We start from the raw sequence: 18,010 nt of genomic DNA, 5'->3' as shown, positions 1-18,010 counted from the left end.
GCGTCGCTGCCAAAGGCGAGGTTTTCGAGCGCCAGCCGTGCTGCGCCTACAATTTATCGGTGGAGGGAGGGCCATGGCTGAAACCTATACCGAGGCGCCGGAAATCGTCGCATCCAGCTGGCTGAATACGGAGCATCCGTTGTCGTTGCGCGAGCTGCGCGGCGTGGTGGTCATGTTGCACGCCTTCCAGATGCTCTGCCCCGGTTGCCTGATCCAGGGCACGCCCCAGGCGGCAGCGGCGGCGGAATGTTTTGCCGGCGAGCCCTTTCAGGTGATAGGCCTGCACACGATGTTCGAGCACCACGCGGTGATGAACCTGGAGGCACTGAAGGTGTTCGTGCAGGAGTTCCGCCTGAAATTTCCGATCGCGGTGGACCAGCCGGTGGAAAACAGCACTGTGCCGGTGACCATGCAGAAACTCGGTCTGCAGGGCACGCCGTCACTGGTGCTGGTCGACAAGCAGGGGCTGCTGCGCTTTTCCCATTTCGGGCGGCTGAGCGATATGCAGCTCGGGGGAATGATCGGGCAGCTGCTGGCCGAGTAGGGGCGAAGGCGCCGGTCCACGCATTCGCGGCGCCTTCGGCCCCAGGGGGTCAGCTTGAGGAGATTTGTCCGGCCTGGGTCGCCGCGGCCGGGGTGCCGGCGGAGCCGGCGTTCTGGGCTTGTATCCAATCGTTCATGCGCGCCTCCAACACGTTCAGCGGCAGGGCGCCGGCGCCCAGCAGCTGGTCGTGGAAGCTGCGGATATCGAAGTTGGTGCCCAGTTGCTGTTCGGCCCTGGCGCGCAGCTCCTTGATCTTCAGCTGGCCCAGCTTGTAGGCCAGGGCTTGGCCCGGCCACACCAGGTAGCGGTCGATTTCCACGGTCACATCGTGCAGCGGCTTGGCGCTGTTGTTCATAAAGTACTCGATCGCCTGCTCGCGGCTCCAGCCCAACTGGTGCATGCCGGTGTCCACCACCAGGCGCACCGCGCGCCACATATCGTAGGTCAGGGCGCCGAACTCGCTGTAGGGGTCCTTGTACAGGCCCAGGTCGTAGCCGAGGCTCTCGGAGTAGAGGCCCCAGCCCTCGACGAAGGCGGTGTAGTGCTTGGTGCGACGCAGCGGGTGTATGTCCTGCTGCTCCTGGGCCAGGGCTATCTGCAGGTGGTGGCCGGGCATGGCCTCGTGCACCGTCAGCGCCTCCATCTCCCATTTCGGGCGGCTGGGCAGGTTGTAGGTGTTGGCGAAGAAGACACCGGCGCGGCCGGCTTCCGCCGAGCCTGGCTGGTAGTAGGCGGTGGTCTGGGACTTCTCAGAATAGCCGGGGATCGGTTTGACCCCGTAGGGCAGCCGCGGCAGGGTGCCGAACAGGGCCGGCAGTTCGCCGTCGATGCGCTTGGCGATATCCCGGTAGCCGCGCATCAGTTCTTCCCTGTCGGTGTAATAGAACTGCGGATCGGTGCGCAGGAACTCGGTAAACGCCTTGAAGTCGCCGTTGAAGCCGGTCTTCTGGATGATCTTGTCCATCTCGCCGCGGATTCGGCGTACCTCGGCCAGGCCGATGCGATGAATCTCCTCCGGGCTCAGTGACGTGGTGGTGTTGTCGCGCACCTTGTGCGCGTACCAGCGCAGGCCGTCCGGCATATTGGTGAATGCGGTGTCCACCACCGCGCCGGGGATATAGTCGCGCTCGGCGAACTCCGCCATGTCCCGCCAGGCCGGCACCAGTTCCTTGTGGTAGAGCGCGTAGGCGCGGTTCTGCAGGCGGCGCTGCTGGCTGTCGGAAATACCGCGCGGCATCTCGTTGAAGGCCTTCAGCAGCGGGCTCTGCTTGGGATCTTCCGGGATCAGCGCGCGTATCTGCCCCGGCAGGTCGCGCAGGGTGATCTGCGGCGGGGTGATCTTCCTCTCCAGGCCCTCGCGCATCAGCGCCTGGGTCTGCCGTACCAGCGCCGGCAGCTTCTCCAGGCGGGCCAGGATCATCTCGTAGTCGGCGGCGGTGCGCTTGGGCATGGCGTTCAGTACGCCGGGTACATTGCGCTGTATGCCGTCCATATGGCTGACCGGCAGCAGGTGATCCGGGAACTGGAAGCCCTTCACTTCGTTCAGCAGGTCCTGGTACAGCAGTTGGTGGTCGAGCTGCTGGTTCCCGGGCAGGTCGTCGCTGTCGATATGGCGGCTGGCGGCGAGCATGCGGCGGGTCTGTTCCCGGCGCCGCTCGATGCCGTCCTTCGAGGCATCGGTCCAGCGGTCGTTGACGCCGGGATAGCCCTCGTAGGTGGCCCAGCCGGGGAAGCTCTCCATGGTCCAGCGGTAGCGCAGGTCCTGCAGCGCCTTCAGTTGTTCGCTGGCGCCTTTTTTCGGCAGGGCGTCGAAGGCTTTGTCGAAGGCCTTCTGTTCCATGGCCTGGCTGCCGGCAGCAATCAGCAGGCCGGCGGAGAATAGTAGGGATTTGGCGAGGTTGGTCATGGTTTTCCCCGTGCATCGGTATGGCTGGGGCGCGGGCTGCGCCCGCGATGCCGAGCTGGAGCTCGGCGTTCCCAGGGGCGCGGCCGGCGGCCGCGGTTAAAGCAGTTTGTGGATTTTGTTTTCCGAGTCCCGAGTCCCGAGTCCCGAGTCCCGCAACCGGCGGCGGATCTGCTCCTCGATGCCGGCGGCATCCAGGCCTATGGCGGCGAGCAGTGCCTTGTGTTTGCCGTGCTCGATGATCTTGTCCGGCAGGCCCAGCTGCAGCAGCGGAACCAGGGTGCCGTTGCTGTTCAGGTATTCCATCACGGCGCTGCCGGCGCCGCCGGCGACGGTGTTTTCCTCCAGGGTCACCAGCAACTGGTGGTTCGCGGCCAGTTCGTCGATCAGCTTTTCATCCAATGGCTTGACCCAGCGCATATCAGCGACGGTGGCACCGAGCTTTTCCGCCGCGGCCACAGCCGGGGCCAGCAGGGTGCCGAAATTCAATATCGCCACCTGTGAGCCCTCGCGGACCAGTCGGCCCACACCCAGGGGCAGCTCGGTCATCTCCTCCTGGATTTCCACGCCGGGGCCTGTGCCGCGGGGGTAGCGCACTGCGGCCGGCCCCTGGTGCCGGTAGGCGGTGTAGAGCAGCTGGCGGCACTCGTTCTCGTCGCTGGGGGCGGCGATGGCCATGTTCGGCAGGCAGCGCATATAGGTCAGGTCGAAACTGCCGGCGTGGGTGGGGCCGTCCTCGCCGACCAGGCCGGCCCTGTCTATGGCGAAGGTCACGTCCAGGTCCTGGATGGCCACGTCGTGCACCAACTGGTCGTAGCCGCGCTGCAGGAAGGTGGAGTAGATGGCGACGACGGGTTTCTTTCCCTCACAGGCGAGGCCGGCGCCCAGGGTCACCGCGTGCTGTTCGGCGATGGCGACGTCGTGGAAGCGCTCCGGGAAGCGCTCGGCGAATTCCACCATGCCGGAGCCCTCGCACATGGCGGGGGTGATGCCGATCAGCCTGTCGTCCTGCGCGGCCATATCGCAGAGCCAGCGGCCGAAGATGTCCTGGTATTTGGCCAGTTTCCTTTCTCCGGGCACTGCAACCTGCACCTTGGGCTCCGGCTCCAGCTTGTTCAGGGCGTGGTAGCCCACCGGGTCTTCCTCGGCGGGGCCGAAGCCCTTGCCCTTGGTGGTGACGATATGCAGCAGCTGCGGGCCGCGCTGGCTGCGCAGGTTGCGCAATGTGTGCACCAGGTCGTGCATGTTGTGGCCGTCCAGCGGGCCCACGTAGTTGAAGCCCAGCTCCTCGAACAGGGTGCCGGGGGTGATCATGCCCTTGACGTGCTCCTCGGTACGCCGCGCCAACTGCCAGGCCTTGGGAATGGCCGACAGTATCCGGCGGCTGCCCTCGCGCATGCTCAGGTAGGTCTTGCTGGCGAGTATCCTGGCGAAGTAGGTGGCCAGGCCGCCGACATTCTTGGAAATCGACATGCGGTTGTCATTCAGCACCACCAGCATGTCCCTGCCGGTGTGGGAGGCGTGGTTCAGAGCCTCGAAGGCCATACCGGCGGTCATGGCGCCGTCGCCGATCACCGCCACCACCTTGCGCTCGTCCGGTGAGCCCAGGGCCATGCCCAGGGCGGCGCTGATGGAGGTGCTGGAGTGGCCCACGCCGAAGGTGTCGTAGGGGCTCTCGCTGCGCTTTGGGAAGCCGGACAGGCCGCCCTGCTGGCGCATGGTCAGCATCTGCTCGCGGCGGCCGGTGAGTATCTTGTGGGGATAGGTCTGGTGGCCCACATCCCACACCAGCCGGTCCTCCGGGGTGTTGTAGATGTAGTGCAGGGCGATGGTCAGCTCCACCACGCCCAGGCCGGCGCCGAAGTGGCCGCCGGTCTGGCCGACGCAGTACAGCAGGTACTCGCGCAGCTGGCTGGCCAACTCCGGCAACTGCCGCTCGTCCAGGGCGCGCAGCTGCGCCGGTTCATCGATGGTATCGAGCAGCGGCGTCTGCGGCCTTGTGCGTGGGATTTCGTCGAACATCAAACGTATCAATTGTAACTGATGTGTATTAGAGAGGGGATTGTATGCCTGTGAGGGGGAGAAGCAAACCAATGCGGAATGATGAATGCGGAATGCGGAATGCGCGATCTGGCCAATCGCCGTGGGAGAGGCCTGAGGCCGCGACTGGACTTTTGACTGTTACCAAGCAGTTTCGCGGCCTGCGAGTGTCCGGGTCAGCGCGATATCAGGGCGCGCATTCCGCATTCCGTATTCCGCATTCGCTTCAGTGCCTGCGCTGGACTATGTAATCGGCCAGTTGCCGCAGCAGGTCGGTATCACCATCCAGCTGCCCCAGGGACTCCAGTGCCTGACTGTGCAGGTCTTCGAGCTTATTCTTCGCGCCGCCCAGGCCCAGCAGGGAGACATAGGTGGGCTTGTTGCGGGCGGCGTCAGCGCCCTGGGTCTTGCCCAGGGTGGCGGTGTCGGCGGTGACGTCGAGTATGTCGTCCTGTACCTGGAAGGCGAGCCCTATGGCCTCGGCGTAGCGGGTGACTGCCCCCAACTGGGCGTCACTGGCGCCACCGAGCAGGGCGCCCATGCGGGCGCTGGCGCGGATCAGGGCTCCGGTCTTGAGGCGGTGCATGTTTTCCAACTCCTGCAGGCTCAGGGAGCTGCCCACCGAGTCCAGGTCTATCGCCTGGCCGGCCACCATGCCGCGGCTGCCCGATGCCCCGGCCAGCTCCTCGAGCAGCCGCAGCTTCAGTCCGGGTTCGGCGGGGCTGGCCAGCAGCAGCTCGAAGGCCCGGGGCTGCAGGGCGTCGCCGGCGAGAATCGCGCTGGCCTCGTCGAACTGGATATGGCAGGTGGGGCGGCCGCGGCGCAGGTCGTCGTCGTCCATGGCCGGCAGGTCGTCGTGGACCAGGGAGTAGGCGTGGATGCACTCGAGGGCGGCGGCGGCTCCGTCACAGGCGGCCGGATCGAATTCCCGCCCGCGCAGTGCCTGCGCACAGGCGTAGACCAGGGCCGGGCGCAGGCGTTTGCCGGGACCCAGGGCGGCGTAGCGCATGGCGGAGAACAGCTTTTCCGCGCCGCCGCGGGGCTCTTCCAGCGCATCGTCCAGCGCCGATTCCACGCGCGCGGCGGCTTCGCGGAGGAAGTCCTGCAGTTGTGTGGACATCGGAGTGGGCACTAGGCGTCTTCCGCGCCGTTGCTGTTTTCGTCGGCGTCGAAGGGCAGTTCGCGGATGCTGCCGCTCTCTTCCATCAGCACCTTGACCTTCTGCTCGGCGCTGGCGAGTTTCTGCTGGCACTCGCGGGTAAGCTTTACGCCGCGCTCGAAGTCCGCCAGCGCCTCCTCCAGCGGCAGGTCGCCCGCCTCCAGGCGTTCCACCAGTTGCTCCAGTTCTTCCAGGGCCTCTTCAAAGGTTGCCGATTTTTTCTTCGCTGCCATTCGCCTCGTGCCTCCATCAGTGCGCGGCAACCTTAGCCGCTGGCGGGTAGGTGGTCAATTGCGCCGATCCGCGGCCGGGGGAAATGGCTCAACGTTCATCGGTTGACGCAGTGCCAGGCACCGTCGCCGGTGGCCACTCGGCAAATATTTGCCGATGAGGCTTTTTGCCGGGTGGCCACCGGCGACGGTGCCGATAGGAGCCCTTAACGCGGAATGGATTCTGCCGCCACTTCCCGGGACATCAGATAGTGGGCCAGGGCCCGCTTCTGGGTGCTGCTGAAGCCGTAGTCGGGCATCGGCGGTGTGGGGGCGTCGAAGTAGTCCGCCAGTGTCTGCAGGGTGTATTTCCTGGCCAGCTTCTGCAGCGGCAGCTGCGAACCGTGGCACTGGACGCAGCCGTGGCGACGGTAGAGTTCCTCGCCGCGCTGGGCGGCGCCCGAGTCTATGGCGACTGGCTTGTGTGGTGCCTGCATGCGCGATTTCTTTTCCGCGGCAGCCGGTGCGGTGCGGGGTGCGCCGGCGGTTACGCGGTAGACGGCGCCGGCGTAGTCGTCGGAGATATAGATATTGCCGGTGGAGTCCTCGGCGATGGCCACCGGCCTGCCGTGGACTTCTTCCCTGTCATCGCCGAGAAAGCCCCAGAGGAAATCCTTCTGGCGGATATTGCCCTGCTCGTCCCAGTGCAGGGAGACCACCTTATAGCCGTCCTTGACACTGCGGTTCCAGGAGCCGTGCAGCGCCACCAGGGCCGCGTCGCGGTAGTCCGCCGGCTGCGCCGGGCTGCGCAGGAAGGTGATGCCGAGCGGCGCATTGTGCGCGGGGAATTCGTGTACCGGCGGGCGTGAGGTGGCGATTTTCTCCTTTATCTCCGGTCCGGCATCGACGCCAAAGTCGGGGTCGGGAATGCGGTCGCCGTTGGCGTAGGGCCAGCCGTAGAAAACCCCTTTTTCCACCAGGTTCAGCTCGCAGGGGGGGAAATCGTCGCCGAGCCAGTCGCGGCCGTTGTCGGTGGCATAGAGAGCGCCATTCCTGGGAGACCAGTCGAAGCCGACGCTGTTGCGCAGGCCGGTGGCGTAAATTTCCAGGTCGCTGCCGTCGGGCTTGAGACGCATGATGGTGGCGCGCTGCGGGTCCTCCTCCACGCACACATTGCAGCTGGAACCACTGCTCAGGTAGACCCAGCCGTCCGGGCCCATGCCGATGGTCTTGGTCCAGTGATTGCCCCCGTCGGCGAGGCCGCTGAGGATCTTCTGGTAGCGGCCGGCCAGGCGGCCGTCGGAGTGATCAAAGGGCACGCGGCCGACGCCGTCGCTCTCGGCGATATACAGCCAGTCTTCGTGCAGGAAAAGCCCGTGGGGCCGGTGCAGGCCATCGATCAGTACCCGTTGATCGTCGGCGCGGCCGTCGCGGTCGCTGTCCGCCGCCAGCAGGGTGACCTGGCCGTGTTTGGGCTGCGAGACGACCACATCGCCGCGGCGAGTTACCGCCAGCCAGCGGGCCTTGGGCACGTCGTCGGCAAAGAGTTCAACCCGGTAGCCGTCCGCGGCGTGCAGCTGCCTGTCCACGGTTTCGACATCTGTCCCGGCGCCACCGGTCAGATGCTTCCAGGGCACACTGACGCCGGGTGTGAAAACGACCACGGCTGCCAGGGCGACACCGAGCACGAGCAGAAAAATTAGCGTATATTTCAACAGGCTTTTCACGGAATGATTGATCTCGTAATAATTGCGGCTATAGTGAGCACGTCTTATTGGGCCGGATATTGCATCGCGGCCTGCGATGCAATATCCGGACTGGGGCGCCAGTTTTACCACATGGCCCCGCCTCCAGTCTTCGCCGCCCTCTCCGTGTAGGATATTTCTCCGCCCTGTGAGATATCTCGCACAAGAAATTCAGCCGATTGCCTCTACTTTTTTCTCCGCCACTGTCCATAATGAAAGTGCAGGGATGCATAAGGGACTGCACTTCAGCGGCAAGGGATTAAGGGATTGCGCCGCTCGCCCTAGGGATATGGGCACCATCCTGTGAGACGCACCGCCCGGGCCGGATTGCCTGGGCGGTGTTTTATTCGGGCCATCCCTGGCCCTCACCCTTCGGGCAGCCTTCGGCTGCGCAAAACGGCGATTCCGGCCGCTCCAAGTATTCACGGCGCCTTCGGCCCCTACAGGTCGCTTCGCTCCCGTCTGGAAATTGTAATAATTTTCCGCTTTAATCAATGCAAACCGGCCACAATTTTAACCGGCCGGCGGAGGGTGATGCATTCAGTAAGCCAGTGCCAGACACGCCCCTTTCCCTACAGCCTGCAATGCTCTGGCGGGAGATACCCCTCTCACTCCTGAATTTCTCGAAAAGCCCCGCCGGCTTGCCGGCGGGGCTTTTTTGTTGCCGTCAATTGGGGCCCTGCCGCCCGAAGTGGCTGCCTGATCGAATAACCGGCTGTGATCCATCCAACTGCGGGGAGGCGAAGTGATGCAAGCGAGAATTCTGCGCCTGAATCTGGCGGGGCAGCCACTGGAATGGCTGAGCTGGCAGGAGGCGGCCTGCCTCTATGTGCGCGAACTGGTGACCTGGTCCCTGGGCGGTGTGGTGCAGCGGGTGCACGGCGGCATCAATCGCTACGGCGAGCGCTCCAGCCTGGACCTGGCGGCGATCATCGCCTGCGGCGGCGAGCGCATGGCGCGCCCGCGCAGGCGGCCGCCGCTGACCAATCGCGCGCTCTTCTATCGCGATGCCCACACCTGCCTCTACTGCGGCAACGAATTCCGCACCTGCGAGCTGACCCGCGACCATGTGCATCCCGTCTCCAAGGGCGGCCGCGACGTGTGGGAAAACGTGGTGACCGCCTGTCGCCGCTGCAACCAGCACAAGGGCAACCGACTGCTGGAGGACATCGATCTGGAGCTGCTGGCGCTGCCATTCTGCCCCAACGCCGCCGAGTACCTGGCGCTGATCAACAGCGAGCGGATCCGCGGCGACCAGATGGAGTTTCTGCGCAGCCAGTTCTCCCGCCGCAGGCAGGAGGGCTGGCTGGTTTCTCAGTAAAAGAGGAGGGCTGCCTTGATAATCCGAAGTGGATCCCGATTCAAAATACTGCCCGAGCGGGCAATTTTCAGGATGACTTATTCACTGCCGCACGAATCAGGCTGGTCATATAGTGGCGGAAGTCGTGGCCGGCGTTTTCCATCATCTTCGGGAACATCGAGATGGAGGTCATGCCGGGGAAGGTATTGACCTCGTTCAGGTAGATTTCGCCGTCGTCGGTCAGGAAGAAGTCGATACGCGACAGGTCTTTCAGCTGCAGGCCGACAAAAGCGCGCCGCGCAGCCTCGTGGATCCAGCCCAACTGGGCGTCGCTCAGGCCCCGGGCTTCCACATGGGTCACGGCGCGGCTGCCCTCGGAGTATTTTTCCTCGTAGCTGTAGAAGGTATCGGTCGGCGCGCACACCTCCCCCGGCGGGGTGATCACCAGTTCGCCGTCGTAGGGATAGGCGGCCACCTCCAGCTCGCGCACCTTCAGGCACTTCTCGATCAGCACATAGGGGGAGAGTGCGAAGGCCTGTTCCAGCGCCTCCTCCATCTCCTCCGCCGAGGTGACCCTGTAACAGCCCACCGAGGAACCCTGGCTCGAGGCCTTGACGAACACCTGGCCCCACTCCTGCAGGGCCATACCGGCCTTGCCGATTTCCTCCGCCTCGTTGCTGCACAGGAACTGGTAGGGGGTGTTGTCTATGCCCAGCGCGCTCAGCCACAGCTTGGTGGTGATCTTGTTGAAGCAGATCCTGCTGGCCTCCGGACCGCAGCCGTAGTAGGGGATGCCGAATAGCTCCAATTGGGACTGCAGGTCGCCGGTTTCCCCCGGGTAGCCGTGGATGGACGGGATCACATAGTGGACCTCCCAGGCCTGCCCGTTTTCGTCGCGCAGCATCCTGTCCTGTCCCAACTGGTGCACCCGCCCCAGGCTGTCGCTCAGGCGGCCGTTGCCGTCCATCTCCACGCGCACCAGGGCCAGGTCCTCGACGTGGCGCAGCTGGCGCTCGATAAAGTCCGCCGTGCGCAGGGAGACCTCGTGTTCGCTGCCGCCGCCGCCGCAGATAAGCAGGGTATTGATGGGGGCTGGTTGGCTCATAACTTTCTCTTCTCGTAGGGTGCGCCGTGGCAGATAACTGCTCCATGCGTGATCTGCATGACCACCATCCATGGCGGCCTCGCACCGCCTTGGCGGGCCTCGTCTTCGGTGCGCACGGCGCACCCTGCCAATGATAAATCAGGGTGCGGCAAGCACCTGTTGGCACTGTTGGGGCATGGGCTCCGGTTCCCGCTTCGGCGCCTCTTTCTTCGGCGCCGTGCCGTGCAGCAGCGCATAGAACTCCTCGCTGAACCACCAGTCCAGGTCCGCCCCGCAGGGCTCGCCGCGCACCGGCCTCTGCGGCTCGCAGTATTCATCCCCTTCGGGGCAGGCCAGGCGCACGTGGAAATGGTAGTTGTGCCCCCACCAGGGGCGTACCTTGCGCAGCCATTCGTTGTCCGGGCCAGAGGTATCGCACAGCTTGCGCTTGATGGTGGGGTGCACAAAGATGCGCTCCACGCGCCCGTCCTCCGCAGCCAAGCGTAGTATCCGCGGCACCCGGTCGTCCCAGTTTTTTTCGATCAGGCGGTGGTCGCGCTCATCGGCGAGGGGAATGGCGGAGATGTGGTCCCGCTCCCAGGCGGAAAGGGGGCGCTCGGCGGCGCGCCAGTCCTGGGAGTACCAGATATCCACGTCCAGCCCCATCTGGTGGCTGCGGTGGCCGGAGCTGAAGGGGCCGCCACGGGCCATGGACATGTCGCCTATCTGTAGTCGCCCCAGGTCGTTGCGCGCCACGCTGCGGGAGAAATCCTTCAGGAACCCGATGGTGGCCGGGTGGGCGTAGTGGCGGTCGCGGCCGGTGCGCACCAACTGGAAGCCCTCGCCGCGCAGCGGCATCTGCTCGGCGCCGCTGAGGCAGCCGTTGGTGTAGCTGCCGATGCTGGCGGAGACCTGGGAGGAGGGGCGCTGCACCTTTTCCCAGGGATTGGCGGTGGCGCCGCTGGAGAAGAGCAGGGCGCTGGTTAACAGGAGTGTTACAAAGACGGTTAATTGCATAACTACGCTTCAGCAATTTGGTGCGTAGGTTGGGCGGACAAGCGTCAAGCGCATCCGCCGCTTCGGTTGGTGGATGCGCTTAGCGCTTATCCACCCTACGCTGTTTCCCGAGTCCCGAGTCCCGAGTCCCGAGTCCCGAGTCCCGAGTCCCGAGTCCCGATAATTATAGAGGCCCGGCTCACCCAGTCTGTGAGCCGATTATCTCCTCGCAGTTCCGCAACAGTGCATCCATTTCCGAATCGGTGCCGATGGAGATGCGTAAGTACTCACTAATGCGCGGTTTGTTGAAATAGCGCACCAGGATATCCCGCTGGCGCAGCTCCCGGTACAGCGTCTCGGCGTCTACGCCGCGCGGCCGTGCCAGCACGAAGTTCGCTTTCGACGGCACCACCTCGAAATCCAGGGCTGCCAGCGCCTTCGCCACCCGCTCGCGGGTGGCGATCACCTTGTTGCAGCAGTCCGCGAGGTGGGCGGCGTCGCCGATGGCGGCGGCGGCGACGCGCTGGGCGATGGCGTCTACGGGATAGGAGTTGAAGGAATTCTTGGTGCGGTTCAGCCCCTCGATCAGGTGTTCCTGCCCCATCGCAAAGCCCAGGCGCAGGCCGGCCAGGGAATAGGACTTGGATAGGGTGTGGATCACCAGCAGGTTGGGGTAGTGGTCGATCAGCTGCACGGCGCTGTCGCCACCGAAGTCGACATAGGCCTCGTCGATGACCACTACCCGCTCGGACTGCAGCTGCAGCAGCTTCTCGATTTCCGCGAGCGGCAGGTAGCGCCCGCTGGGGGCGTTGGGATTCGGCAGTATGGCGCCGGCCGCCGGGCCCGCGTAGTCCTCCACCGCAATGCTGAAGTCGTCGCGCAGTGCCGGGGTACGGAAGCCGATGCCGTACAGCTGGCAATAGACGGGGTAGAAGCTGTAGGTGATATCCGGGAACAGCAACGGCTCGTCGCGGCGGAAGAAGCTGTAGAAGCTGTGGGCCAGCACCTCGTCGGAGCCGTTGCCGACAAACACCTGTTCCGGGGCCAGGCCGAAGCGACCGGCGATGGCGGCGCGCAGGTCGCCAGATTCCGGGTCCGGGTAGCGGCGCAGCGCATCCGCCAACTGGTCGTCCGCGAGTGCCTCCAGCGCCCGCGGCGACGGCGGGTAGGGGTTCTCGTTGGTGTTCAGCTTGATCAGCTTGCGGCCGCGGGGCTGCTCGCCGGGGACATAGGGTTCCAGTTGCGCCAGCGCCGGGCTCCAGAATGGATTGCTCAAGAGTCTGCCTCCGTTGTGCTGCCGATCGCCCTGTTCAGGGAACTGTCGCCGCCATTTTCCGGAGCGGCGGCTTCCGCTGCGGGCGCTTCCTGTTCGTCTTCATTCTTCTCAGTACTCTTCTCGATCGGAATGTCGAAGAGCGCCGGGGAACTGGCGATAAACTCCTCCAGGGGCACCGGGGCGCGCAGCAGCAGGTCCCGGTGTTTGAGCTCGGTGGAGATCTCCGGCACCTCGGTGAAGTCGTCCATTGTGGCGATCTCCTCCGCCAGGCCCAGGCCGAGGAAGCCCCAGGGCAGCACCAGTGCCACGCCCCAGCGCCAGCCGCGGGACAGGTTGGTGGCCAGGTAGCAGGCACACCAGAGCATGGCCGGCAGCAGCAGCGCCAGCACGCTGAAATCGAGCACCGGCATCAGGTCGCCGACGGAGAAGTTGTAGTCCAGTAGCGTGCTGAACCACTCCCACCCCGTGTAGACCAGGACGCCCAGAGCGGCGATGGACAGGTGGGTGAAAAAGTTCGTCTCGTGGCGTACCACCCGGCCGATAAAGGCCCAGGCGCCGGCGTAGACCAGCAGGCCGATGACGCTGCCGGTGAGCAGGTTGGCCGCGATGGTCCACTCGTAAGTTCGCGCGTAGCCGAGGTAGCTGACCAGCAGGGTGGACAGGGCCACCAACAGCAGCAGGCCTATGGCCTTCGCCGGGTGGGACAGCCGCCCGAACAGGTTCTCCAGGGAGTGCAGCGGCACCGCCGCCGGCATCGCCGCCTCGCTGTGGCTGAGGCGGAAATGGGTCTTGCCGCACTGCACCAGGTCGCCGGATTCGATCATGCGCTCCGAGACGTCGCCGGTACCGACGGACTTGTCGCGAATGTTGCCGAGCAACTGGGTGCCGTTGACACTGTCCAGGTCGCGCAGGTAATAGCAGCCGTCCTCGCCCAGGCGGATCTCCGCATGGCGTGCATCCGCGTGGACGTCCTCCAGGATGACGTCGTTGTCGTAGCCGCGGCCGAGGGTAAAGCGCTCCCCCTCCATGCGATACCGGGCCTGCACCCGGTTGGCGCGGTTCAGTTCCTCGATAATCAGTGCCATTGGATCTCGCTTGTGAACTTCTCGGTAAAGGCCGCGGCGGACTCCCGGGTGAACCCGGACAGAGTGAAGTGGCTGACCAGGGCGTGGTTCCTGTGATCCACGCTGAGGCTCAGGAAGAAGACGTCGTAGAGGTCGGGGAAATCCTTGTAGCGGCGCACGCAGTAGCTGGTGCGGGCGACTACCGGCTCCCGCTTGCGCTCGGGCTTGGAGGCCGGTTCTTCACCGCGGCGCTCCTGGCTGGTGAAGGCCTGCTGGCAATGGAATCTGGTGACGTCCTCCTCGCTGGCGCTGTTGCCGGGGTAGAAGCTGCTCATCTGGTCTTCATACTCGGCGTAGAAACGCGACGCCAGCAGGTCGTCCGCCTCCAGCCAGAAAAACTCGTACTCCACGCGGCCGGTATTGAAGTCGTCGGCGAGGAAGACCACATCCTGGCCGGTGCAGCCCTTGTCGATGCGCTTGACCGGGTTGTCGTCGTCCTCCAGCGTGTTGCCCCAGCACTGGATGGCCGGCACTATTTCCCCGACCACCTTCGCCTCCCCCAGGGAACGCTTCTGCCAGTCCGCCTTCAGCACCGAATCGATGATGCGCTGCTGGTTGGCCAGCAACTGCTGGTGGGTCACTTCCTGCAGGTCCAGCGAATTGCCCTCCTCGCGGAAGTGCTTCAACAGCGCTGCCAGCTTTTCCACCGGCACCAGGAAACTGACCTGGTTGCCGGCGGTGGCCACATTGATGCCCACCACCTGGCCGCGGGTGTTGATCGCCGGGCCGCCGCTCATACCGGGATTGATGGAGCCGGCGAAGTGAATGCGGTCGTAGAAACTGCCGCTGGCGATGCCGTTGTAGGTGCCGGGAATCAGCGTCATGCCCAGGTCGAGCGGGTTGCCGAGGGAGACGATGGTCTCGCCCTTCCTGGGGGTGTCTTTGGCCAACTGGATATACTCGGGGCCGGGCTTGTCCTGGCGCAGCAGCGCCAGGTCGTTGACCACGTCGATATCCAGCAGCTCCAGCTGGCCCCTGGCGCCGTCCACCGACAGGTACTCCAGCTGGTACTTGTCCGGATTGCTCACCGCCTCGGCCACCACGTGGTAATTGGTGGCGATCAGCCCGTCGGGGGAGATCTGGAAGCCGGAGCCGAGGCCGGCCTTGGAGTTGGAGGCTTTTTCGATCAGTCGGATCTGGTAGAGGCTGCCGCGATATTCGCTGTAGAGCTTTTCGTAGCCCTGGGCCGCAACCAGATTGGGAAAGGCGAAACCGCAAAAACAGCACAACAACAGGCCCAGCAGGCGCACAGAAGGGTTTGGCATCTTGTTTGATTAAATTATGGGCAGAAGAGGATTGATATTACGGGATATAGGGTAGTGCAACAAGCGGGGCTCGAAGCATTCGTCATAATACCAGCGCAGGCCGGTATCCAGTTTTCGGAGCTGGTTCCACGCTCGGGAACTGGACCCCGGCCTGCGCCGGGGTGACGAACGGAGATGTAGTGCGTAGGGTGCGCCGCGCGCACCAAAATCGCCTAGAGATAGTCCGCCACCTTCGGAAACGCCTCCGCCACCTTCTGGTGTGACTCCAGATAAAAGCGCGCAAACAGCGCATCCGCCTCCTCCGCACCCATAAATCCGTCGCTGAACCCGGGGCTCACCGGATCCAGGTGCAGGCGCGCGCAACTCACCACATGGGCCGCCAGCTGCGCCATATTCTCGTCGCCTACGGAAATGCGGATGGTGGTGGGGAAGATATCCGCCGCCTCCATCGCCTCCGGCGACAGCTCCGAGTGGGAAGTGAGCGCCGGGCAGAGCACCATGGTGTTGGTCTGCCCCAGGCTGACCATCTGCCCGAAGGCCGGCTCCAGCGCATCGAAGAAGCGCTTGAAGGCATCGGTGGGCAGCTGCGCCGCCTCCATATCGATACTGAACAGCGGCGTCGGAAACCGGTAGCGCAGCAGCTCCTCGCGCAGGCCGCTGTTGGGGTGCTGCGCCAGCGCGTGGCTGTTGACGCGGATCTGCGGGTGGCTGGCAAAGAAGTGGCTCAGGCCCAGGGTGTTGATGCACTTGGTCAGCATGCGCATCTCCAGCGTGCGCATACCGCAGTGCACCTCCCAGGCCTTGTCCGCATCCAGGAAGGCGCCCTTGATGTAGTACACATCCCAGAACATACACTGGTTCCAGTTCAATCCCCTGGCGCTGTCGCCCTTGGGGATAAACATGCGGTGATTCTCGCCGATCACCACCCCGGCGGTGGCCGCACCGGTGCCGCCGATATCCTTGGTGTAGGAGTGCACCACGAAGTCCGGCCGCTCGGCGCGGTCCTCGCGGCGCAGCGGCTGGTAAAGAAAGGGGGTGGCCAGGGTGGAGTCCAGGCTCACGAGGAGATTCTCCCGGTGCGCGGCGCGGCAGATGGCCGGCACGTCCAGCATGGTGCCGTGCGGATTGCAGGGGGATTCGATATATACATGAATCCGCGCGCCGCCTTCTATCGCTTCGGCATAATCCGCCTGCGTCCGCCACAGCAGCTCCTCGAATTCGTCGCCGCGGGTGCCGTCGAACCACACCAGCCCGATCGCCAGCTTGTCCTCCCGCGCATAGAAATCCTGCAGCAGCTGGTGCACGCCGCCGTAGATATGCCGCGACACGATCAGGATATCGCCGTGGCTCAACTGGTTGGACAGCAGCGCATCTATCGCCGCCATGCCCGAGTTGAAGTTCCACGCCATATACTCGCTGGCCGCCGGCCCGCACTCCAGGTCCACTATCGCGTTGGCCAGGGAAATGGAGGTGGGGTTCAGCAGGCGCGAGTAGATATCGTGGCTCGGCTCGCGGCCGCGAAAGGCGTCGTCCACCCACTCGGTGCAGGCGTAGATATAGGTGGCGGTGCGCGCGATCACCGGCGTGGCGGAAAAGATCGCCGGGATATTGTCGAACAGCGGATAGCCGCCGCGGGTGGTGATATTGAAATCGTCCCCCTGCAGACTCTGGAAACTGGCCCGCAGCGGGTTCTGCAGCGTGTCCAGCAGCTTGGCCAGCTGGAAGCTCATAAAGCGCTTGGCGTTGAAGTAGGCGACCTTGTCCGACCGGTCCAGCTGGCGCAGTGTCTCGGTGCTCTGCGCCCACAGCTGGCTCAGGTTGCCCTGGGCCCGGTACAGCAACTCCGCGGTCTCCAGCAGCAGGCGCCCGTGCTCAGTCTCCGCGTCTATGGAGAAATGCTGCAACTGCTCCCGCGCCAGCGCTTCGACACTGTCCGCCGAGGTGCTGTTGCGGCGGGGGGAGAGGATTTTTGCGTCGGAAAGGTTGGTGTCCATCTTGCCCTCATCGTTTGCTGTTTATTGTTATAGCCTGATTGCAGCAGGCTGTGGGCGATGAGGATATAGGTGCCCCTCTGTACGTAGTGTGGGGGCGCGAAGAGGACTTGGTTGATTAAGGTAGTGGTTGCATTTGGCCGAGAGTTCACATCTTGGCCAATTGTTCTGTCACTCTGTCTATTTTTTCTTTCACTTTTAGCTCATCAGGGCTTGAGAACTCCCTGGAAGATAGAATGCCAAATGTAAAATGTTGCCTATCGGGAAGTTTTTTCTTTGGGTTGTCCCCATCTTTTGCGGCTGCAGAAATGAACTTCATCTGCTCTTCTATCGAGCGCAAGGCGTTGTTGCATCCGTGTTTTTTTATGTATTTTGAAATTTCGAGTAGAGCTTCGTCGGAAGCATCTTTTAGTTTGTTAAGGTTCATTTTTAGCTGGGCCGCTCAGCTTGTTCGACTGTAACTGAGAGGTTAGCTAATGGTTAAGCAGTCAACGAAATATGGAGAGTAAACTTTCTCTTCACCTTTTGGCGTTGAAATAACAACCTTTCCATTTGAGATTGAGCTAACTTTTCCTTCAACAAAAATTGAAATGTCTTTTTGGTGAACCTTTTGATGTAATTTTAATTCTGTGGTGTCGTCTCTAAAGCTGTAAAAGTTGGAGTAATTACCAAGTTCTTTAATGATAATGTCAATCGGCAATGCTTTCTTTAGATTTAAATTTATTTGATCTTTATGGTTTGTTTTAAATACGATTATGGTTGAAAATTCATTGTTGTCTACATGGTATTTTAGTGATTTTTTCCCAATTCTTTCGGTTTTTATCTCCGAAAGTCTTAGGCTCTCAAAGCTAGAAATCAAGTCTTCTACTTTAGGCATGATTATTCCACCAAGGTTGGCGAGCTAAGTTTCAGGTTTGGGTTAAATAACTGGGTTTCCCCTCCAGGGAATATCTTACCTGATCCATTCCAGTCTTCTATATTTGCTGCCTTTGACCTAAGTACTTTGGCATCTTCCAGAACTTCCAGTTCGATCATTTCTCGTCCATCAATGTCAAAACCAAGTTTACCAGGATCGACAGACTGGTCGCTATAGAAATAGCTTCCTACCCGTGGTTCACCGGTTTTTCTGTCCAAGTACGAATATTGATAAAGTTTATCCCCTTTCTTTATTTCTATAACTTCGACCTCCTCATTGAAATCTATCCCTCTTAAATGACTGTCATAATCTCTATAGCCGGCAGATTCATAAAAATCATCGGCAATCTTACTAACGGGGCGGAAATAATCAATACAACATGGTATCATGGCGCGCATGAAATACGACGCCAGAAAACTTAGCACAGAAGAGCAGCACCTCATACGAAAAATCGCCGT

Annotated in this window: 16 protein-coding genes; 2 read left to right on the top strand and 14 right to left on the bottom strand. The window is 62.7% G+C overall.

The features are described 5' to 3' along the window. Window positions 1-73 precede the first annotated feature (73 nt). On the top strand, window positions 74-544 hold the full coding sequence (locus AC6R19_RS13070; protein ID WP_500580265.1) for a thioredoxin domain-containing protein: 471 nt from the start codon (window positions 74-76) through the stop codon (window positions 542-544). A 49-nt stretch (window positions 545-593) separates the two neighbouring features. Here the strand turns inward: AC6R19_RS13070 and AC6R19_RS13065 are convergent, their stop codons facing one another. From AC6R19_RS13065 to AC6R19_RS13045, 5 genes are all read right to left on the bottom strand, one after another. Further along, window positions 594-2,450, bottom strand: a complete 1,857-nt coding sequence (locus AC6R19_RS13065; RefSeq protein ID WP_500580264.1) for a DUF885 domain-containing protein — start codon at window positions 2,448-2,450, stop codon at window positions 594-596. A 96-nt stretch (window positions 2,451-2,546) separates the two neighbouring features. Further along, on the bottom strand, window positions 2,547-4,469 hold the full coding sequence (gene dxs, locus AC6R19_RS13060; RefSeq protein ID WP_500580263.1) for a 1-deoxy-D-xylulose-5-phosphate synthase: 1,923 nt from the start codon (window positions 4,467-4,469) through the stop codon (window positions 2,547-2,549). A gap of 244 nt (window positions 4,470-4,713) precedes the next feature. Further along, on the bottom strand, window positions 4,714-5,607 hold the full coding sequence (locus tag AC6R19_RS13055) for a polyprenyl synthetase family protein (protein ID WP_500580262.1): 894 nt from the start codon (window positions 5,605-5,607) through the stop codon (window positions 4,714-4,716). Between the two features lie 11 nt (window positions 5,608-5,618). Next, window positions 5,619-5,879 (bottom strand): exodeoxyribonuclease VII small subunit, encoded by a 261-nt coding sequence (gene xseB, locus AC6R19_RS13050; protein ID WP_500580261.1) that lies wholly within the window; start codon window positions 5,877-5,879, stop codon window positions 5,619-5,621. A 203-nt stretch (window positions 5,880-6,082) separates the two neighbouring features. Further along, window positions 6,083-7,570: a PQQ-dependent sugar dehydrogenase gene (locus AC6R19_RS13045; protein ID WP_500580260.1), complete on the bottom strand. Its 1,488-nt coding sequence runs from the start codon at window positions 7,568-7,570 to the stop codon at window positions 6,083-6,085. Between the two features lie 778 nt (window positions 7,571-8,348). Between AC6R19_RS13045 and AC6R19_RS13040 the strand changes: the two genes are divergently transcribed. Continuing rightward, the gene (locus tag AC6R19_RS13040; protein ID WP_500580259.1) at window positions 8,349-8,921 is read left to right on the top strand and encodes an HNH endonuclease; all 573 of its coding nucleotides are present in this window, start codon (window positions 8,349-8,351) and stop codon (window positions 8,919-8,921) included. A gap of 67 nt (window positions 8,922-8,988) precedes the next feature. Here the strand turns inward: AC6R19_RS13040 and AC6R19_RS13035 are convergent, their stop codons facing one another. From AC6R19_RS13035 to AC6R19_RS12995, 9 genes are all read right to left on the bottom strand, one after another. Further along, window positions 8,989-10,005 (bottom strand): D-alanine--D-alanine ligase, encoded by a 1,017-nt coding sequence (locus AC6R19_RS13035; protein ID WP_500580258.1) that lies wholly within the window; start codon window positions 10,003-10,005, stop codon window positions 8,989-8,991. Between the two features lie 138 nt (window positions 10,006-10,143). Then, entirely contained in the window at window positions 10,144-11,001 is an 858-nt protein-coding gene (gene mepA, locus AC6R19_RS13030; protein ID WP_500580257.1) for a penicillin-insensitive murein endopeptidase, read from the bottom strand. A 178-nt stretch (window positions 11,002-11,179) separates the two neighbouring features. Further along, window positions 11,180-12,256, bottom strand: coding sequence for a histidinol-phosphate transaminase (gene hisC, locus AC6R19_RS13025; protein ID WP_500580256.1), 1,077 nt, complete (start codon window positions 12,254-12,256; stop codon window positions 11,180-11,182). After that, a complete protein-coding gene (locus AC6R19_RS13020) occupies window positions 12,253-13,341 on the bottom strand; it encodes an FHA domain-containing protein (protein WP_500580255.1) in 1,089 nt (362 codons plus the stop codon). Before AC6R19_RS13020 ends, hisC begins: the two co-directional genes overlap by 4 nt. Continuing rightward, window positions 13,332-14,645, bottom strand: a complete 1,314-nt coding sequence (locus AC6R19_RS13015) for a S1C family serine protease (protein WP_500580254.1) — start codon at window positions 14,643-14,645, stop codon at window positions 13,332-13,334. The genes AC6R19_RS13020 and AC6R19_RS13015 overlap by 10 nt, the downstream gene beginning before the upstream one ends. Before the next feature lie 212 nt (window positions 14,646-14,857). Continuing rightward, complete coding sequence (locus AC6R19_RS13010; RefSeq protein WP_500580253.1) at window positions 14,858-16,639, bottom strand: trans-sulfuration enzyme family protein; 1,782 nt, start codon at window positions 16,637-16,639, stop codon at window positions 14,858-14,860. A gap of 145 nt (window positions 16,640-16,784) precedes the next feature. After that, on the bottom strand, window positions 16,785-17,063 hold the full coding sequence (locus AC6R19_RS13005; protein ID WP_500580252.1) for an immunity protein Tsi6 family protein: 279 nt from the start codon (window positions 17,061-17,063) through the stop codon (window positions 16,785-16,787). Between the two features lie 42 nt (window positions 17,064-17,105). Continuing rightward, window positions 17,106-17,513, bottom strand: a complete 408-nt coding sequence (locus AC6R19_RS13000) for a hypothetical protein (RefSeq protein WP_500580251.1) — start codon at window positions 17,511-17,513, stop codon at window positions 17,106-17,108. A gap of 2 nt (window positions 17,514-17,515) precedes the next feature. Next, window positions 17,516-18,010, bottom strand: a 495-nt coding sequence (locus tag AC6R19_RS12995; protein ID WP_500580250.1) for a polymorphic toxin type 46 domain-containing protein, incomplete at its 5' end; no start/stop codon positions are given.

The organism is Microbulbifer sp. SE14 (assembly GCF_059834885.1).
This window is presented reverse-complemented; position numbering and strand designations above follow the sequence as displayed.